13 protein-coding genes are annotated in these 15,187 nt (G+C 61.8%); 1 reads left to right on the top strand and 12 read right to left on the bottom strand.

Features of this window, described 5'->3' with window-relative positions:
• Window positions 1–29: 29 nt before the first annotated feature.
• Window positions 30–1,319: an adenylosuccinate synthase gene (locus tag JP75_RS18145; RefSeq protein WP_035085744.1), complete on the bottom strand. Its 1,290-nt coding sequence runs from the start codon at window positions 1,317–1,319 to the stop codon at window positions 30–32.
• Window positions 1,320–1,499: 180 nt separating this feature from the next.
• Between JP75_RS18145 and JP75_RS18140 the strand changes: the two genes are divergently transcribed.
• Window positions 1,500–2,447, top strand: a complete 948-nt coding sequence (locus JP75_RS18140; RefSeq protein WP_051960895.1) for a DMT family transporter — start codon at window positions 1,500–1,502, stop codon at window positions 2,445–2,447.
• Between the two features lie 64 nt (window positions 2,448–2,511).
• On the opposite strand, the gene JP75_RS18135 is transcribed toward JP75_RS18140, so the two are convergent.
• From JP75_RS18135 to JP75_RS18085, 11 genes are all read right to left on the bottom strand, one after another.
• Window positions 2,512–3,441 (bottom strand): aldo/keto reductase, encoded by a 930-nt coding sequence (locus tag JP75_RS18135; RefSeq protein ID WP_035085742.1) that lies wholly within the window; start codon window positions 3,439–3,441, stop codon window positions 2,512–2,514.
• A gap of 134 nt (window positions 3,442–3,575) precedes the next feature.
• The gene (serA, locus tag JP75_RS18130) at window positions 3,576–5,159 is read right to left on the bottom strand and encodes a phosphoglycerate dehydrogenase (RefSeq protein ID WP_035085740.1); all 1,584 of its coding nucleotides are present in this window, start codon (window positions 5,157–5,159) and stop codon (window positions 3,576–3,578) included.
• Window positions 5,160–5,255: 96 nt separating this feature from the next.
• Window positions 5,256–6,437, bottom strand: a complete 1,182-nt coding sequence (locus JP75_RS18125; protein ID WP_035085739.1) for a phosphoserine transaminase — start codon at window positions 6,435–6,437, stop codon at window positions 5,256–5,258.
• Between the two features lie 294 nt (window positions 6,438–6,731).
• On the bottom strand, window positions 6,732–7,946 hold the full coding sequence (locus JP75_RS18120) for an amidohydrolase family protein (RefSeq protein WP_035085737.1): 1,215 nt from the start codon (window positions 7,944–7,946) through the stop codon (window positions 6,732–6,734).
• Window positions 7,947–7,950: 4 nt separating this feature from the next.
• A complete protein-coding gene (locus JP75_RS18115) occupies window positions 7,951–8,958 on the bottom strand; it encodes an ABC transporter ATP-binding protein (protein WP_051960894.1) in 1,008 nt (335 codons plus the stop codon).
• Window positions 8,951–9,940, bottom strand: a complete 990-nt coding sequence (locus JP75_RS18110; RefSeq protein ID WP_035085735.1) for an ABC transporter ATP-binding protein — start codon at window positions 9,938–9,940, stop codon at window positions 8,951–8,953. The genes JP75_RS18115 and JP75_RS18110 overlap by 8 nt, the downstream gene beginning before the upstream one ends.
• Window positions 9,940–10,833 carry an ABC transporter permease gene (locus tag JP75_RS18105; RefSeq protein WP_160194719.1) on the bottom strand — a complete coding sequence of 298 codons (894 nt, stop codon included), beginning with the start codon at window positions 10,831–10,833 and terminating at the stop codon, window positions 9,940–9,942. The genes JP75_RS18110 and JP75_RS18105 overlap by 1 nt, the downstream gene beginning before the upstream one ends.
• Window positions 10,834–10,841: 8 nt before the next feature.
• Entirely contained in the window at window positions 10,842–11,783 is a 942-nt protein-coding gene (locus JP75_RS18100) for an ABC transporter permease (RefSeq protein ID WP_160194717.1), read from the bottom strand.
• Between the two features lie 6 nt (window positions 11,784–11,789).
• Window positions 11,790–13,322, bottom strand: a complete 1,533-nt coding sequence (locus tag JP75_RS18095; protein ID WP_035085734.1) for an ABC transporter substrate-binding protein — start codon at window positions 13,320–13,322, stop codon at window positions 11,790–11,792.
• 91 nt (window positions 13,323–13,413) lie between these two features.
• A complete protein-coding gene (locus JP75_RS18090) occupies window positions 13,414–14,319 on the bottom strand; it encodes a polysaccharide deacetylase family protein (RefSeq protein WP_035085732.1) in 906 nt (301 codons plus the stop codon).
• Window positions 14,320–14,346: 27 nt separating this feature from the next.
• Entirely contained in the window at window positions 14,347–15,036 is a 690-nt protein-coding gene (locus JP75_RS18085; protein ID WP_051960891.1) for an isochorismatase family protein, read from the bottom strand.
• Window positions 15,037–15,187 lie beyond the last annotated feature (151 nt).

The following is a 15,187-nucleotide window of genomic DNA, read 5'->3' as shown; positions in this document are numbered from 1 at the left end:
ATTGCAGCGACGTCTTTTAGCAAAGTTTATCAGTCTTGGAACGGGTCAACCACCAAGATGGTATCCGCCCGTTCCGGACTGGTAGACAGAAGCGCGACCGGGGCCCCGATCAGCTCTTCGATATAGCGAACATACTTTACGGCCTGTGCCGGGAGCTCGGCCCAGGAGCGCGCTCCGGCCGTCGTTTCCGACCAGCCCTCGAGTGTCTCATAAATAGGCTTAACGCGAGCTTGTGCCCCCATTGAGGCGGGCAAATAATCAATCCGTGATCCATCAAGCTCATAGCCGACGCAGACCTTGATCTCCTTGAGGCCATCAAGCACGTCGAGCTTGGTGAGCGCGATGCCGGTAATGCCCGAGGTTTTGACAGTCTGGCGCACCAGAACGGCATCGAACCAGCCGCAGCGGCGCGGACGGCCGGTATTGACGCCTACCTCCTTTCCGACAGTTGCCAGGTGACGACCGATCTCGTCGCCGAGTTCGCAGGGGAACGGGCCTTCGCCGACGCGGGTCGTATAGGCCTTGGTGATACCCAGCACATAGCCGATGGCCGTGGGGCCAAGGCCAGAACCAGCGGCAGCCTGGCCGGCAACGGTGTTGGACGAGGTCACGAAAGGATAGGTGCCGTGATCGTTGTCGAGGAGCGCGCCTTGTGCACCTTCGAAGAGGATACGGGCGCCTTCGCGGCGCTTGTCGTCAAGCACGCGCCATACCTGGTCCATGAAGGGCAGGATTTCGCCAGCGATGGAGGTCAGCTCGTCATAGATGGTCTGGGCTTCGATTTCGGCGAGACCGATGCCCCGGCGCAGCGCATTGTGGTGGCTGAGGAGACGCTCGATCTTGGGCATGAGCGTATCGGGTTCACTGAGGTCGATGAGGCGGATGGCGCGACGACCAACCTTGTCCTCATAGGCCGGGCCGATGCCGCGGCGCGTCGTGCCGATCTTGAGACCGGAATTAGCGTCTTCGCGGATGCCATCCAATTCGCGATGCAGCGACAGGATCAGCGGCGCATTGTCGGCGATGCGCAGGATTTCCGGCGTGATCTTGACGCCCTGGCCACGCAGCTTGGCCATTTCCTGGACGAAGTGATGGGGATCGACGACCACGCCATTGCCGATCACCGACAGCTTGCCCTGCACGAGGCCCGAAGGCAGCAGCGCCAGCTTGTAGCTGACACCATCGATGACAAGCGTATGGCCGGCATTGTGACCACCATGGAAACGCACGACGACGTCGGCGCGCTCCGAGAGCCAATCCACGATCTTGCCCTTGCCCTCGTCGCCCCACTGAGAGCCGACGACAACCACATTCGCCATAGTCCAGTCTTCCTTAAACTGAGGCGTGCCAAAATCCGGCACGATGAAATCGGGCCGGCTGTGCTGGCAGCACCCTTACCCAGGTTGCGGACATCCGTCCGTTCGGCCACCGCCCCTCGCGGGTTTGATTGCAGCCGAATAACTGATAAGTCCGACTGTCCTTACATCACTGAAGCCGCAATGACAAAGCCGCAGACCACTGAAAAGCGCGGCATTTCCGCCGGAATTCTCGATCAGCCCTATCTCCTGCTGGTTCTGGCGCCGCTTTTCTGGGGCGGCAATGTGGTTGCAGCCAAACTGGTCGTGGGCGAAATCAGCCCCTTCCTGCTGCTTGCCTGCCGCTGCGTTTTGGCGACGCTGTTTATTTTGCCCTTTTCCTACAGGCACTTGCGGAACGACTGGGCGGAAGTGAAGCGCACCTGGCCGGTGCTGATGGCTTTCGGCATTGTCGGCTATGCGTTCTTCAACGTCTTGCTCTATGTCGGCCTGACCATGACCACAGCAGTCAATTCGGCCATCGAACAGGCCTCGCTGCCGATGCTGATTCTCGGTGCAAACTTTCTGTTTTTCCGCGTGCGCGCCAATCTCTTGCAGATCTTTGGCGTGCTGCTGGCGATCTTTGGCGTGATCCTGACCGCGACCCATGGCGATCCCTCGCGCCTCCTGCGCATGGACATCAATCTCGGCGACGGCTTTGTCATCCTCGCCTGCCTCGCCTATACCGGCTACACGCTGGCGCTGCGTTTTCGGCCTAAGGTGCACATGTTCAGCTTCATGGCCGTGTCCTTCTTCGGTGCGGCGAGTTCGGCGGTGATCATGCTGGCTCTATTCGGCGGCGGGCTTGGTTCTGTCAGCACCCTCGCCCATGCCTCGCCGACGGTATGGCTGGTCATCGCCTATGTCGCGACCTTCCCCTCCATGTTCAGCCAGATCGCCTATGCCCGCGGGGTTGAACTGGTCGGCGCCAATCGCGCGGCGCCGAGCCATAATCTCATTCCGGTTTTCGGTACGCTTGGTTCGGTGCTGATCCTCGGGGAGAGCCTTGAGGGTTATCACTTCCTCGCGGCCGGAATCATCATCTTCGGCATTGTCCTGGCGGAGTGGGCGGCGCGCAGACGCACCGCCTAGCACCAGCAGCCCTAATGGTGAGGTGCTTTGCAGCGCAAAGCACCTCAGGATGGGACGACTGGATTTACGGCAGCGTATGTCCCGCAGCACGGAACAGGCGGTACCATTCCTCGCGCGTCAGCGGCACGGAGGAGCCGGCAGCGCACTCTTCGACACGCGAGGGCTTTGTGGTGCCGAGGACGACCTGCACATTGGCCGGATGGCGGGTGATCCAGGCGACGGCGATACCCGTGGGGGTCACGCCATACTTGGTCGCCAGTTCATCCAGGGCATCGTTGAGCTCGGCATACTCCTCGCGGTCGCCGACGAAAACGCCATCGAAAAAACCCTTCTGGAAGGGCGACCAGGCCTGCAGCATCATGCCTTTCAGGCGCGAATAATCGAGGAGGCCATTGTCGCGGCTGATCGATTGGTCGAGCCCGTTCATATTGGCCGCAACGCCCTGCGCAAAGAGATTGGCATGGGTGATGCTGAGCTGGACCTGGTTGAATAGCAGCGGCTGCGTCACCGCTGTTTTCAGCACCTCAATCTGGCCCGGCGTGTGGTTGGAAACGCCAAAATGGCGAACTTTTCCCGAAGCGGCGAGCTTGTCGAAAGCCGAGGCGACGTCTTCGGGCTCGACGAGGGTATCCGGACGATGCAGCAGCAATACATCGAGATAGTCGGTACGCAGCGCCGCGAGAGATTCATCGACCGTCTGCAAAATGTGCTCGGACGAAAAATCGAAGAAACCCTTGCGGATGCCGACCTTGCTCTGGATCAGGATCTTTTCGCGCTCGACCGAAGAGAGCGTGATGGCCTCGCCGAACCGTTCCTCGCAGCGGTGACGCTCGCCGCCATAGATATCAGCATGGTCGAACACGGTAACGCCGGCATCGACGGCCGCGCCGAACAGGGACTGGATTTCAGCATTGCTCATCTTGGCGATGCGCATGAGCCCCAGAACGACACTCGAAACGGTGAGATCGGTGTGGGGCACCTTGAAGGTCTTCATAAGAACCTCGGAAATTTGGGGATGGCGCCGACACGGCGGCGCAAGGGGAACGGCGCGACACTAGCGCGCCCTACCACCAAAAAGAAAGCCCCGCCGGCGTGAACCGGCGGGGCAATTGTCAATAATTCCGACTTTTAGAAACGGACGGCCTTCGCCTGCTTGACGCCCTCAAGCGCGGCGATCTTGCCAAGCTGCTCGTCGGTCAGCGTGCCATCGATGGAGACCAGGGCGATGGCATCGCCACCCACTTCGGCACGGCCGAGGTTGAAATTGGCGATATTGATGCCGAGTGTACCGAGCAGCGTGCCGAGGCGACCGATATGGCCCGGCTTGTCCTCGTTGGTGACATAAAGCATGGACGGCGACAGTTCGGCTTCCATGTTGATGTCCTTGACCTGGATGATGCGCGACTTGCCATTGGCAAAGATCGTGCCGGCGACGCCGCGCGTCTGGCGCTCGGTAGTCACGGTCAGGCGGATATAGCCTTCATAGGCGCCCTGCTGGTCGCGGGTCGTGGTTTCGACGGTAATGCCGCGATCCTTGGCGATCTGCGGGGCCGAAACCATGTTGATGTCACCCAGCGACGGTTTCAGCACGCCATTGATGGCGGCCGCGACCATCGGACGGATATTGAGCCCGGCCGGAGTGCCTTCGAATTCGATCTGAATGCCCTTGATACCGGTTTCGGTGAGCTGGCCGGCAAAGGAACCGAGCGCTTCCGCAAGCTTCACCCAGGGGGTGATGATCGGGGCTTCTTCCGCCGAAATCGACGGGAAGTTGAGCGCATTGGTGATTTCGCCGGTCATGAGATAGGCCGAAATCTGCTCGGCAACCTGCAGCGCGACGTTTTCCTGGGCTTCGGTGGTCGAAGCGCCAAGGTGCGGCGTGCAGATGACGTTGGGCAGATCGAACAGCGGATTGTTCTCGGCCGGTTCAACGAGGAACACATCAAGCGCTGCGCCGGCGACATGGCCGGACTTCAGCGCATTGTAGAGCGCTTCTTCATCGATGAGACCGCCACGGGCGCAATTGATGATGCGCACGCCCTTCTTGGTCTTGGCGAGGTTTTCCGCATTGAGAATATTGCGGGTCGCATCGATCAGCGGCGTGTGCAGCGTGATAAAATCGGCGCGGGCGAGAAGATCATCGAGCTCGACCTTCTCAACGCCCAGCGTCTGGGCGCGCTCCGGGGTCAGGAAGGGGTCGAAGGCGATGACCTTCATGCGCAGACCGATGGCGCGGTCGGCAACGATCGAACCGATATTGCCGGCGCCGATCAGGCCGAGCACCTTGTTGGTGACTTCGACGCCCATGAAGCGGTTCTTTTCCCACTTCGAAGCGCGGGTCGAAGCGTCGGCTTCCGGCAGCTGGCGAGCCAGAGCGAACATCATGGCGATGGCGTGCTCGGCCGTGGTGATCGAATTGCCGAAGGGCGTGTTCATCACGATGATGCCCTTCTTGGTCGCGGCCGGAATATCGACATTGTCGACACCGATGCCGGCGCGGCCGATGACCTTGAGATTGGTCGCAGCAGCGATGATCTTCTCGGTCACCTTGCTGGCCGAACGGATGGCGAGGCCATCATACTGGCCAATGGCTTCAAGGAACTTTTCCTTGTCCTTGCCGAGATCGGGCAGGTAATCCACCTCGACGCCATTGTCCTTGAAAATCTGGACGGCGGTCGGGCTGAGCTTATCCGAAACGAGAACCTTGGGCATTGCGCCCTCCTGCATATTGGTTGCGGGAGCAGGATTTGAACCTGCGACGCCGCGAGAATGAGTGGGAGTGCCCCGCCGCGTGGCGGGGCCAAAAATTCAGGCAGCAGTCTTGAGGGCGGCCTTTTCCTGAGCAAAAGCCCAGTCGAGCCACGGGGTCAGGGCCGCAAGGTCGGAAGCTTCCACCGTCGAACCGGCCCAGATGCGCAGGCCTGCCGGAGCGTCCTTGTAGGAGCCGAAATCGTAGCCGACGCCGAGCTTATCGAGGCGGGCAACGATAGCCTTGGCAAACGCGGCCTGGCCTTCGTCGTCGAGCGCCATGATTTCCGGATCGACGATCGAGAGACATACGGAGGTGTTCGAACGCTGGTCGGCCTTCTTGGCGAGGAAGTCGACCCAAGAGGTCTCTTCCACCCAATCGGCCAGCACCTTGAAATTGGCATCGGCGCGGGCCTGCATACCCTGCAAACCGCCAACCTGAAGGCCCCACTGCATGGCGTCGATCGCGTCTTCAATGCAGATCATCGAAACAGTGTTGATCGTTTCGGCCTTGAAGATGCCTTCGATCAGCTTGCCGCCCTTGGTCATGCGGAAAATTTTAGGTAGCGGACGGTCGGGCTTGTAGGTCTCGAGACGTTCAACGGCGCGCGGCGACAGGATGAGAATGCCATGCGCGGCTTCACCACCCAGCGCCTTCTGCCAGGAGAAGGTGACGACGTCGAGCTTGGCAAAGTCGAGCTTCTGCGCGAAGGCGGCCGAGGTGGCATCGCAAATGGTAAGGCCTTCGCGATTGGCCGGGATCCAGTCCGCATTCGGCACGCGCACGCCCGAAGTCGTGCCGTTCCAGGTGAAAACCACATCGCGGTTGAAATCGACCTGCGTCAGGTCAGGCAGTTCGCCATAGGGCGCTTCGAGCACGCGAACGTCAGGAAGCTTGAGCTGCTTCTGCACGTCGGTCACCCAACCGGCGCCGAACGACTCCCAGGCCAGCATGTCGACGCCCCGAGCGCCCAGCGCGCTCCAGAGGAACATTTCGACGGCGCCGGTATCGGAAGCAGGAACGATGCCGATGCGATAATCGGCGGGAACTTCGAGGAGTTCGCGAGTCAGGTCGATCGCCTGCTGAATGCGCGCCTTGGCGATCTTAGCCCGGTGCGAACGACCGGTCAAGGCGCCAGCAAGCGCTTCAACCGTCCAGCCTGGACGCTTGGCACAAGGACCCGACGAAAAATTGGGGTTAGCCGGTTTTACCGCCGGTGCGGTCAGGGGCGTATCAGCCATCTCAAGCGGCCCTCCCAGGCCTATGCGCCTCGCGTTAGGGCGAGGTGTCCTGAGGCCGGAGATACTCCTTGTCCGGTTGGTCGTCAATGGGGATTGGGAGGGTACATTGCACGATATGGAGCGAGCGTGCGGAAACTGGGAAAGCGCATCTTTTGGCACCATGAGGCTTGCTGCAGAGAAAACGCCCGGCCCCTGCGGTAAAGACCGAAGCGGGGTGACAGTAGACAGATGGGGGCGGCGCATAATAGCTCCGCCCGACGTTCTCAAGGGACAGTGGCCATTCCCCCGTGGCGATCAGACCAGTTCCAATTGGTCCGCGACGACACGACCCTGGTGCAAGACGGTTCGGTCCGTGGGGCGGTCCATGACCGCGGAGGTCGGCGACTCGCCGGCAAGGAGGAGCAGGTCGGCCGGGTTGCCGACCAAGACTCCCTGGTGGCCGCCGCGAACCAATCGCGAAACCGGATTTGGCGTCATGATGGACGCGCTGCCGATGGTGGCGACGCCCAGGCACATTTCGATGTCCTGATCGTGCGAGAAATTATTGGTGAAGGCCAGTTGCCAGGTGCGGTCGAGCATGTCGGCATTGCCGTAGGGCTTCCAATAATCCCGCATGCCGTCTTCGCCCAGGCCAACGCGAACACCCGCCTCGACCAGGCCGCGAATTGGCAGAGCCGTGCTGACGGACGGGGCGACGGTACACATGGAAATGTCGAGCTCTGCGAACTTCTCGATCAACCGTCGCGTGGTGGCTTCGGACACGCCGCCAAGGGAATAGGCATGCGAGATGCTGACCTTGCCCTGCATACCCAGCGCGCGCACGCGCTCAAGGATCAGATCGACGCTGAAGACGCATAGATCGCCCGGTTCGTGCAGGTGGAAATCCACCTCGACCTGATACTTCCGAGCCAGCCCGAATACGACATCGAGATGGTAGATCGGATTGCGTTCGAGCTGGCAGGGATCGATTCCGCCCATGACGTCGGCACCCGAGGCAAGCGCTTCCTCGATAAGCGGTATTACCCCCTCCTCGCGCGAAAACCCGGTTTGCGGGAAGGCGATGATCTTGACCTCGGAACGCGCACGATGCGCCTCGCGGGCGGCCAACACGGCCTCAAACCGTTCCAGCCGGCAATCGGCGTCGATCTGAGCGTAGCTGCGCACCTTGGTCGTGCCCCGCGCGATCATCAGCTCCAGCGTGTGGATGGCCCGCGACGCGGCGGTGCCGGGGGCCGAGCGCCAGTTGGCGCGATCGTTCATCACCATGCCCCACACGTCAGGAGCGCCGCTATGCGAACGGAACGGCAGGCCAAGCCGGCTTGAGTCGAGATGGGTATGAATATCGGTGAAGGCCGGCAGCACGAGCCGCCCGCGACCATCGACGATTTCGCCCTGCCAAGTCGCGTCAGGCCGGTGTGGCACGACCTGGGCAATGACGCCGTCAATGATTTCGATATCGGCGGCTTCGTCGCCCCAGGGGCGGGCGTTGACGATGGTGGTGCGGTTCATGAGTTCAGGACACCTTTTTTGTTGGATTGGCAGAGACCGGCGCGAGCGGGAAATGGCATTTCACGGCCCGGTCAGGACCACCAGCCAGTATCGGCGCGGTACGCCGGCAAATATCCTGCACGATGGGGCATCTTGTGTGAAAGCGGCAGCCAGACGGAGGATTGGCCGGTGTCGGAATATCACCCCGAAGTGCTTGATGCTTGCGCTGGCGCTCGACCCGAGGATCGGGGTCCAGCGTCGCATCAAGAAGAGCCTGTGTATAGGGATGGGCCGGTGCCCGATAAATCTGCTCGGTATCGCCAATTTCGACGATTTGGCCGAGATACATCACTGCCACGCGATGGGCGAGCCCAGCCACGACAGCCAAGTTGTGGGCAATGAAGAGGTAGGCAAGGCCGCGCTCGGCCTGGAGATCGGCGAGAAGCCTGGTGATCTGCGCCTGGATCGAGACGTCGAGCGCAGAGACAGGCTCATCCAGCACGATCAGGCTGGGATTGAGCACCAGCGCCCGCGCCATGGCGACGCGTTGCCGCTGCCCTCCAGAAATCTGGTGCGGGTAGCGCGTCAGCGCATCGGGAGCGAGGCCGACCCGGTGCAGCAAGTCGGCAGCGGCCTTGGCCCGCTCCGCTCTCGTGCCGATACCGAAGACGTTGAGAGGTTCGGCAATGAGGTCGCCAATCCGCATGCGCGGATTGAGCGAGGCATAGGGGTTCTGGAAAACGGCCTGCATCTTGCGCCTGACATCGCGCAACTGACGGTCGCCCATGGTGCTGATGTCGGTGCCGTCTAGCCGAACCGCTCCGCTGGTCGGCTTCTGCATCCTGAGGACCAGCGAGGCAGTGGTCGACTTGCCCGAGCCAGATTCTCCCACGAGGCCAAGCGTTTCGCCCGGCCGGATCTGGAAGCTGACACCATCAACCGCCGAAATCTCGATGGGCGTGCCATCGGGCCTGACCCGACCCAAGTCGAACTTCATCACCAGATCGGAAACGTCGAGCAGTGCCTCAGGCATGGGACAACTCCTGCGGCTGCAGCGGGCGGAAGCAGGCGACACGCTGCTCCGAGCCGACGAATTTTTCGAGGACGGGAACCGCTTGGCTGCAGGTGTCTGCGGCGCGGTCGCAGCGGGGGTGGAAGCGGCAACCCTTGGGGAAGTCGCGAATGGAGGGCGGCATCCCCGGTATTTGCTGGGGCAAGGTCCGCCCATCGCCCAGCCGCGGCGTCGCGGCCAACAAGGCCGCGGTATAGGGATGACGTGGGCGCAGCAGAACCTCGTCAACCGTCCCGGACTCCACGACCCGGCCGGCATACATGACCGCCACATCATCGGCGAGCGAGCTGACCACGCCGAAATCGTGGGTGATCAGGACGATGGCCATGCCAGTGTCGCGCTGCAATTCGCGCAGCAGCACAAGCACCTGGGCTTGCACCGTGGCATCGAGGGCCGTGGTCGGCTCGTCGGCGATGAGCACCTTCGGCTCGGCCGAGAGCGCCATGGCCAATAGGACGCGTTGCCGCATGCCACCTGAGAATTCGTGGGGGTACTGCCGAGCCCGGGCCTCGGGGTCGGCGATTTGCACCTTGGCCAGCATCTCGATGGCACGCTGGGTCGCGTCGCGATGCGATGTGCCGCGATGCACCCGGATCATTTCGGAGACCTGCGAACCGACGGTGAAACAAGGGTTCAGCGAGGTCTGGGGGTCCTGCGAAACCATCGCGATCTCGCGGCCCCGCAGCTTGCGATGCTCCCTTGGATCGAGCGAGCTGACCTCGCGCCCCCCCAACCAGATTTCGCCCGCGCTGATCCGTGCGTTGGTGGGGAGCACACCCATGACGGCCTTGGCCGAAATGGATTTTCCCGAGCCAGATTCCCCAACAATTACCAGCGTCTTGCCGGGTTTAACGCCCCAGGAAACGCCATCGACGGAATCCACCCAGGCGCCTTTGACGGGAAAGGCGACGCTGAGGTCCCGAACAGAGAGAACATCGTCCATCAGGCACCTACCTGGAGTTGTGGGTCGAAGCGGTCCCGCAGCGCATCGCCGAGGAGATTGATGGCCAGGGTCACGATCGAGATCACGATGCCGGGCATGATGGCGACCCACCAGGCCGTCGAAATATAGTCGCGGCCGTCGCTGACGCTGGAGCCCCAGGTAGCAGTGGGTGGCTGGATACCCAGCCCGAGGAAGCTCAACCCGCTTTCGGCGATGATCACCTGGGCCACCACGAAGGTCCACACGACCAGCAGCGCCGGCGCCATATTGGGCAGCAGGTGCCGGAACAATATCCAGCCATCGCTGGCACCGGCCGAGCGCGCAGCCTTGACGTAGTCGGCGCGCTTGAGCGCTTGAGCGAGGCTAAAGGAAAGTCGGGCGAAGGGCAGCCAGGTCCAGAGCGTCAGCACCACGATAATGGTCAACACATTGGCACCGATGACGCCCACCACCGCAATGGCGATCACCAGGAACGGAAACGCCGTCTGGATATCGAGCACGCCACGCACCGCGGCGCCCAGCTTGCCTTCTCGATAGCCGCCCAACGTGCCGATGCCGATACCGATAACAGCGGCCAGCGAGGCAGTGACGAGGCCGATCGACAGGCTCACGCGGCCGCCATAGAGAATGCGGGTGAAGATATCGCGGCCATACTGGTCGGTGCCGAGCAGATGCAGCAGTCCGTCCCGGCCATAGGAGAATGGCGCCAGCAGACGACTGGCCAGTTTCTGGGCATTGGGGTCAAAGCCCGAGATCAGCGGCGCGGCGACGGCAGCGATGATCGCAATAGCCAGGACCGCGGCGCCGATGATGCCGGCAATCGATCCCGCGTTGGAGCGGGGAACCTTGGGTTCCCGCCTGCGCCTGATCTCAGCCGGTTTGGTAGTGCTCAATGTCGTGCTCATGCGGAAGTTCGCAATCTGGGATCGATTTGGTTGCTCACAAGATCGACCAGCCGGCTCACGATGAAGACCGTAACGGCGATCACGAAGATGGCGGCCTGGACCAGCGGGAAGTCGCGCTGCAGCACGCCATCGACCATCAGGCGGCCGATACCGGGCCAGGCAAACACCACCTCGACGATCACGGCGCCGCCGAAATAGACGCCGAAGTCGATGCCCAGCAGGGCAATGACCGGAATGGCGACATTGCGCAGCGCATGCTTGAACAGCACTCGGAACGGACCATAGCCATTAGCCTGCGCCACCATGATGTAGTCGCGAGAGAGTTCCTCGAGCATGTAGGTGCGGATCAGGCGGGTCTGTCGCGCTGCGAGAAACGCCGCGAAGGTCACCGTCGGCAGCACCAGGCTCAGCGGCCCGTCAAAGCCGAAGCTAGGAAAGATGGGAATGCCGACCGAGAACCATCGGATCAGCAGCACGCCTAGCACGAAGCCGGGCACGCTCTGCCCCACCAGGGTCAAGGCGACGATTAGCTGGCCGCGTTTGCTGCCACGGTGAACAGCCGCATAGATGCCGGCGGGAATGGCAATCAGCGCCGCCAGCGCGATACCGGCAAAGGCCAGCAGCAAGGAAGCGGGCACCCGGTCGAGCACCGCGTTCAGCGCCGGCTGGCGCAATTGGTAGGAATCGCCGAAATGCAGGCGCGCCGTGTCGCCGAGGAACGTGATGTATTGCACGAACAGAGAACTATCGAGCCCCAGCTCACGCCGGACCAGGCCAACCTGGTCCGGCGTGGCATAAGGACCTGCGAGCAGTGCAGCAGGGTCACCGTTGATGCGCAGGATGAAGAACAACAGCGTGCTCAATCCCCACACAACGACCACAAAGCTCGCCAGGGTACGCAACCCCACAAAGAGCCATTCGGGGAGTTGCGTATTCATTGGCATTTAGTTCCCAACCTCGACGGCTTCGAAACGCGGGTCGCCTTCGACGCCAAGCTCGAACCCGGTGACGTTCTTGTTGCTGGCATAGAGCACCGGCAGGTTGAGCCCGAATAGCGTGGGCGCATCTTCCCGAACCAGCGCGATACCATTGCACAAAGCGGCCAGGCCCTTTTCCTCACCCTCGGACTGCCATGTGGCATAGTCCTGGTCGAACTGGGGGTTGCTGTAGCCGGTGGGGTGAGTGGTCGCCCCGCTGAGATACCAGCGCGCCGAAAGGTCTGCGGTCATGAACGGCGCCGTCGTCAGGCGCCAGGCGAAGATCGGCGCCCGTTTGCTTTGGTTGCGATAGGCGTCCTGGAACGTGCTGAGCTCGAGGAACTTGATGTTGGTATTGACGCCAACCTCGGACAGCATGGCCGCGGTGGCCTCGGCCAAGGCACGATCATTGGTCACAAAGCCGCTTGGGCTCTGGAAGTCGAAGGTGAGCTCGCCCGGTGCATAGCCGGCCTCCGCCAGCAGCGCCTTGGCCTTTTCCGGATCGTAGGGATAGGCCTTCACATCAGGGCAATAGCCGGTGACGCCTTCGGGCACGACCTGGCCCTGCGACACGGCGCCGTAGCCGCCCATAACCGCCTCGAGCAACAATTCCTTGTCCACGGCATAGTTGAGCGCCTGACGGACGCGCTTGTCGTTGAGGGGACCCGCTTCCTGATAGATGGTCATCTGCCAGGAACCCGGCTCGACCTTGTCCACGATGTTGAAGTCGTTGATCAGCGAGGCAACCTGATCGGAGGGAATGCCCTGGGCGATGTCGACGCCACCGCTCTGGAGGGCGGCGATACGGCCGCTGGCTTCCGGGATGGCCCGGAATTCGAGGCGGTCGGACTTGGGCTCGGCGCCGACGGTGTCCGGATTGGGCACCAGGGTCAATGACTCGTTGGGCACCCACTTTTCGACCATCCACGGACCGCTGCCGATCGGGGCGGCCATGAACTTCTGCGGATCGGCCATGAACGCCACCGGCGGCACCACGGCCAGCGCCGCGAGGCGCCGCGGGAAGATACCGTCAGGGGTCTTGGTCTCGAAGCGGACAGTGGCAGCGTCGACCACCGTGACGCCAGCGATCATGCTCAGAGCGCCCAGCAGGCCCTTGGCGTTTTCCGGGTTCAGCAGATAGTCGGCCGACGCCTTGACCGCTGCCGCATCGAGCGGTTCGCCATTGGAGAAAGCCAGCCCGGCGCGGAGCTTGAATTCCCAGGTGGTAGGATTGATCTGGCTCCAGGATTCAGCGATGCCTGGCGTCGTTTCCACCTTGCCGTCTGGCGTGGCGCTAACCTGGGTCACGTAGGAATAGATCGCGCGGTTGGCGATAGAATAAGGCGGCGTGGCCGCCTGGAACGGGTCGAGCACTGCCGGCAGGGCGCCGAAAGCGACCCTAACCGTCGAGTCCTGCCCATAGGCAGTGAACGTGCTGGCCGCCATGAGCACGCCCGCGACCACTGCGAGAATTCCGGCTCGCGCTGTTGACTTCTTCATTGTGGCACCCTTTCTCCATCCATTGTGACACACTCCATGTCAGTCCTTGAACGCTGTCCCGGCACAGGAACAGCGCGGCATACGAAGTCGCTCAGGCGCCGGCAAATGCCTCCGGCGGATAGTTTTTCTGGAAGTAATCGCTGATTTCCCCGCCCGTGGTGATCCACACATCGGAGTGTTTGGCGACGTGCTCGAGGATACGGTCGAGCATATCGATGCGGTGCGCTGCGCCCACGATGTAGGGATGCAGGTTCAGCGACAGCACCTTGCCGGTCTTTTCGCTCTCTCGGTAGAGAACATCGAACTGCCGCCGGCAGATCAGTTCGAACTCATCCGGCGAAATCTTGTCGGACTTGATCAGGACGTCATTGGCTTCCCAGGAATAGGGCATGGAAAGCAGCTTCCTGTCGCCAACATCCATGTAATAGGGCTGGTCATCGTTGACCCAGTCGCAGACATAGTCGGCGCGTTCGGCCACCAGGTGGTCCAGCGTGTTCCAGGTCTCAGCCAGGCCCGCGCCGAGCCAGCCACGCGGCCGCCTGCCGGTCGATTTTTCAATCGTGCCGAACACGTCTGATATCAGCGCCCGCTCCTCTGACAGTTCGACCTCGTTGAGGCGCACCGCATTGGTCCGGCCATGGCCGATAAACTCCCAGTTGAGCGCCTTGCAGGCCTCGATGATCTGCGGGTGGTAGAGGCAGACGTCGCTGTTGAGCGCAACCGTGCCGCGCATCCCATAGCGCTCCATGACCTCCATGACGCGCCAGACGCCGACCCGGTTGCCATAGTCGCGATGCGCCCACGAATAGACGAAGGGGATCTTGGCCAAGTGCTTGGGCACGCGCTCGTTGCTGTCGCCCGGCATGGGCTCGCGCAGGTCGAAAAACTCGATATTGGGAACCACCCAGAAGGCCAGGCGCTTGCCATCGGGCCAGTGAATGGTCGGACGTTCATGCGGCGCGAGAAACTGAAACGGGCCGTAAGGCGAAGGTTGCATAGCTAAAACTCCTTGACGTCCCTGCGGCTAGAGCTTGGCGATCGCCTCGACGAGCCGGTCCGTGTGAAAGACGTCCGCATATTTGTGATGCATGTCGAACAGGTTGATCTTGTGCGTCAGCAGCGAGCGATCGAAGACGCATTCCTCGGCGACCACGGCGTGAAAGCCATGCGAGAAAGCATCGACCGTGGATGCACGCACGCAGCCGCTGGTGGTTTCGCCGGCAATGACAACGGTATCGACCCCGTGCTGCACCAGCGAAGTGGCCAGCGGCGTGGCGAAAAAGGCGCTGGCGCGCTTCTTGTAGATGAACTGCTCGCCCGGCGCCGGAGCGAACTCCTCCTTGATCGTGAACAGGCTCGGATCGAACACCTGCTTCTTGCGGAAGGTGGGATTCATCGCCTGGTGATCGGTTTCGGGCCGGTCGTCATAGGTCACATGGATGACCGGCAGACCCTTGGCCCGGAAGGCGCCGATCAAGCTCTGGATCGGCTTGATCGCCGCCCAGGCATATTCGCCGCAACTTGACGGATATTGGTCGACCAGCTCACCGACCGGACGGTCGCCACCCTGGAAAACCAGGTTGTAGAGATCGACCAGCACCAAGGCCGGCTTCCTGCCGATCCTGATCTGGCGCTCGTAATGCGCATAGATCCGACGCATCTCCGGCGTCAGTAGATCGCGCCAGACATAATCCTCGAAATCGTCGGATGCCATGCTGCCCTCCCCGGCGTCGACAAGCCAAAGATTGTCGACAATACGAACTACTGTCAACGATCTTTATCATAGTTGAATGATTTTTTTAGTTGCCGACAATGTGTGCAGCATGCTCAACTTGTGAGCGATGGTTCGACACAGGCTGGGAGAC

The organism is Devosia riboflavina, assembly GCF_000743575.1.
GTDB classification, from domain to species: Bacteria; Pseudomonadota; Alphaproteobacteria; order Rhizobiales; family Devosiaceae; genus Devosia; species Devosia riboflavina.
The sequence above is the reverse complement of the archived record's forward strand: the minus strand, read 5'-3'. Positions and strand labels throughout refer to the sequence as shown.

Bases quoted from the DNA above. Each gene is read 5' to 3' on its own strand.
- JP75_RS18145 (WP_035085744.1), bottom strand. From the start codon at position 1,319: ATGGCGAATGTGGTTGTCGTCGGCTCTCAGTGGGGCGACGAGGGCAAG.
- JP75_RS18140 (WP_051960895.1), top strand. From the start codon at position 1,500: ATGACAAAGCCGCAGACCACTGAAAAGCGCGGCATTTCCGCCGGAATT.
- JP75_RS18135 (WP_035085742.1), bottom strand. From the start codon at position 3,441: ATGAAGACCTTCAAGGTGCCCCACACCGATCTCACCGTTTCGAGTGTC.
- serA (WP_035085740.1), bottom strand. From the start codon at position 5,159: ATGCCCAAGGTTCTCGTTTCGGATAAGCTCAGCCCGACCGCCGTCCAG.
- JP75_RS18125 (WP_035085739.1), bottom strand. From the start codon at position 6,437: ATGGCTGATACGCCCCTGACCGCACCGGCGGTAAAACCGGCTAACCCC.
- JP75_RS18120 (WP_035085737.1), bottom strand. From the start codon at position 7,946: ATGAACCGCACCACCATCGTCAACGCCCGCCCCTGGGGCGACGAAGCC.
- JP75_RS18115 (WP_051960894.1), bottom strand. From the start codon at position 8,958: ATGCCTGAGGCACTGCTCGACGTTTCCGATCTGGTGATGAAGTTCGAC.
- JP75_RS18110 (WP_035085735.1), bottom strand. From the start codon at position 9,940: ATGGACGATGTTCTCTCTGTTCGGGACCTCAGCGTCGCCTTTCCCGTC.
- JP75_RS18100 (WP_160194717.1), bottom strand. From the start codon at position 11,783: ATGAATACGCAACTCCCCGAATGGCTCTTTGTGGGGTTGCGTACCCTG.
- JP75_RS18095 (WP_035085734.1), bottom strand. From the start codon at position 13,322: ATGAAGAAGTCAACAGCGCGAGCCGGAATTCTCGCAGTGGTCGCGGGC.
- JP75_RS18090 (WP_035085732.1), bottom strand. From the start codon at position 14,319: ATGCAACCTTCGCCTTACGGCCCGTTTCAGTTTCTCGCGCCGCATGAA.
- JP75_RS18085 (WP_051960891.1), bottom strand. From the start codon at position 15,036: ATGGCATCCGACGATTTCGAGGATTATGTCTGGCGCGATCTACTGACG.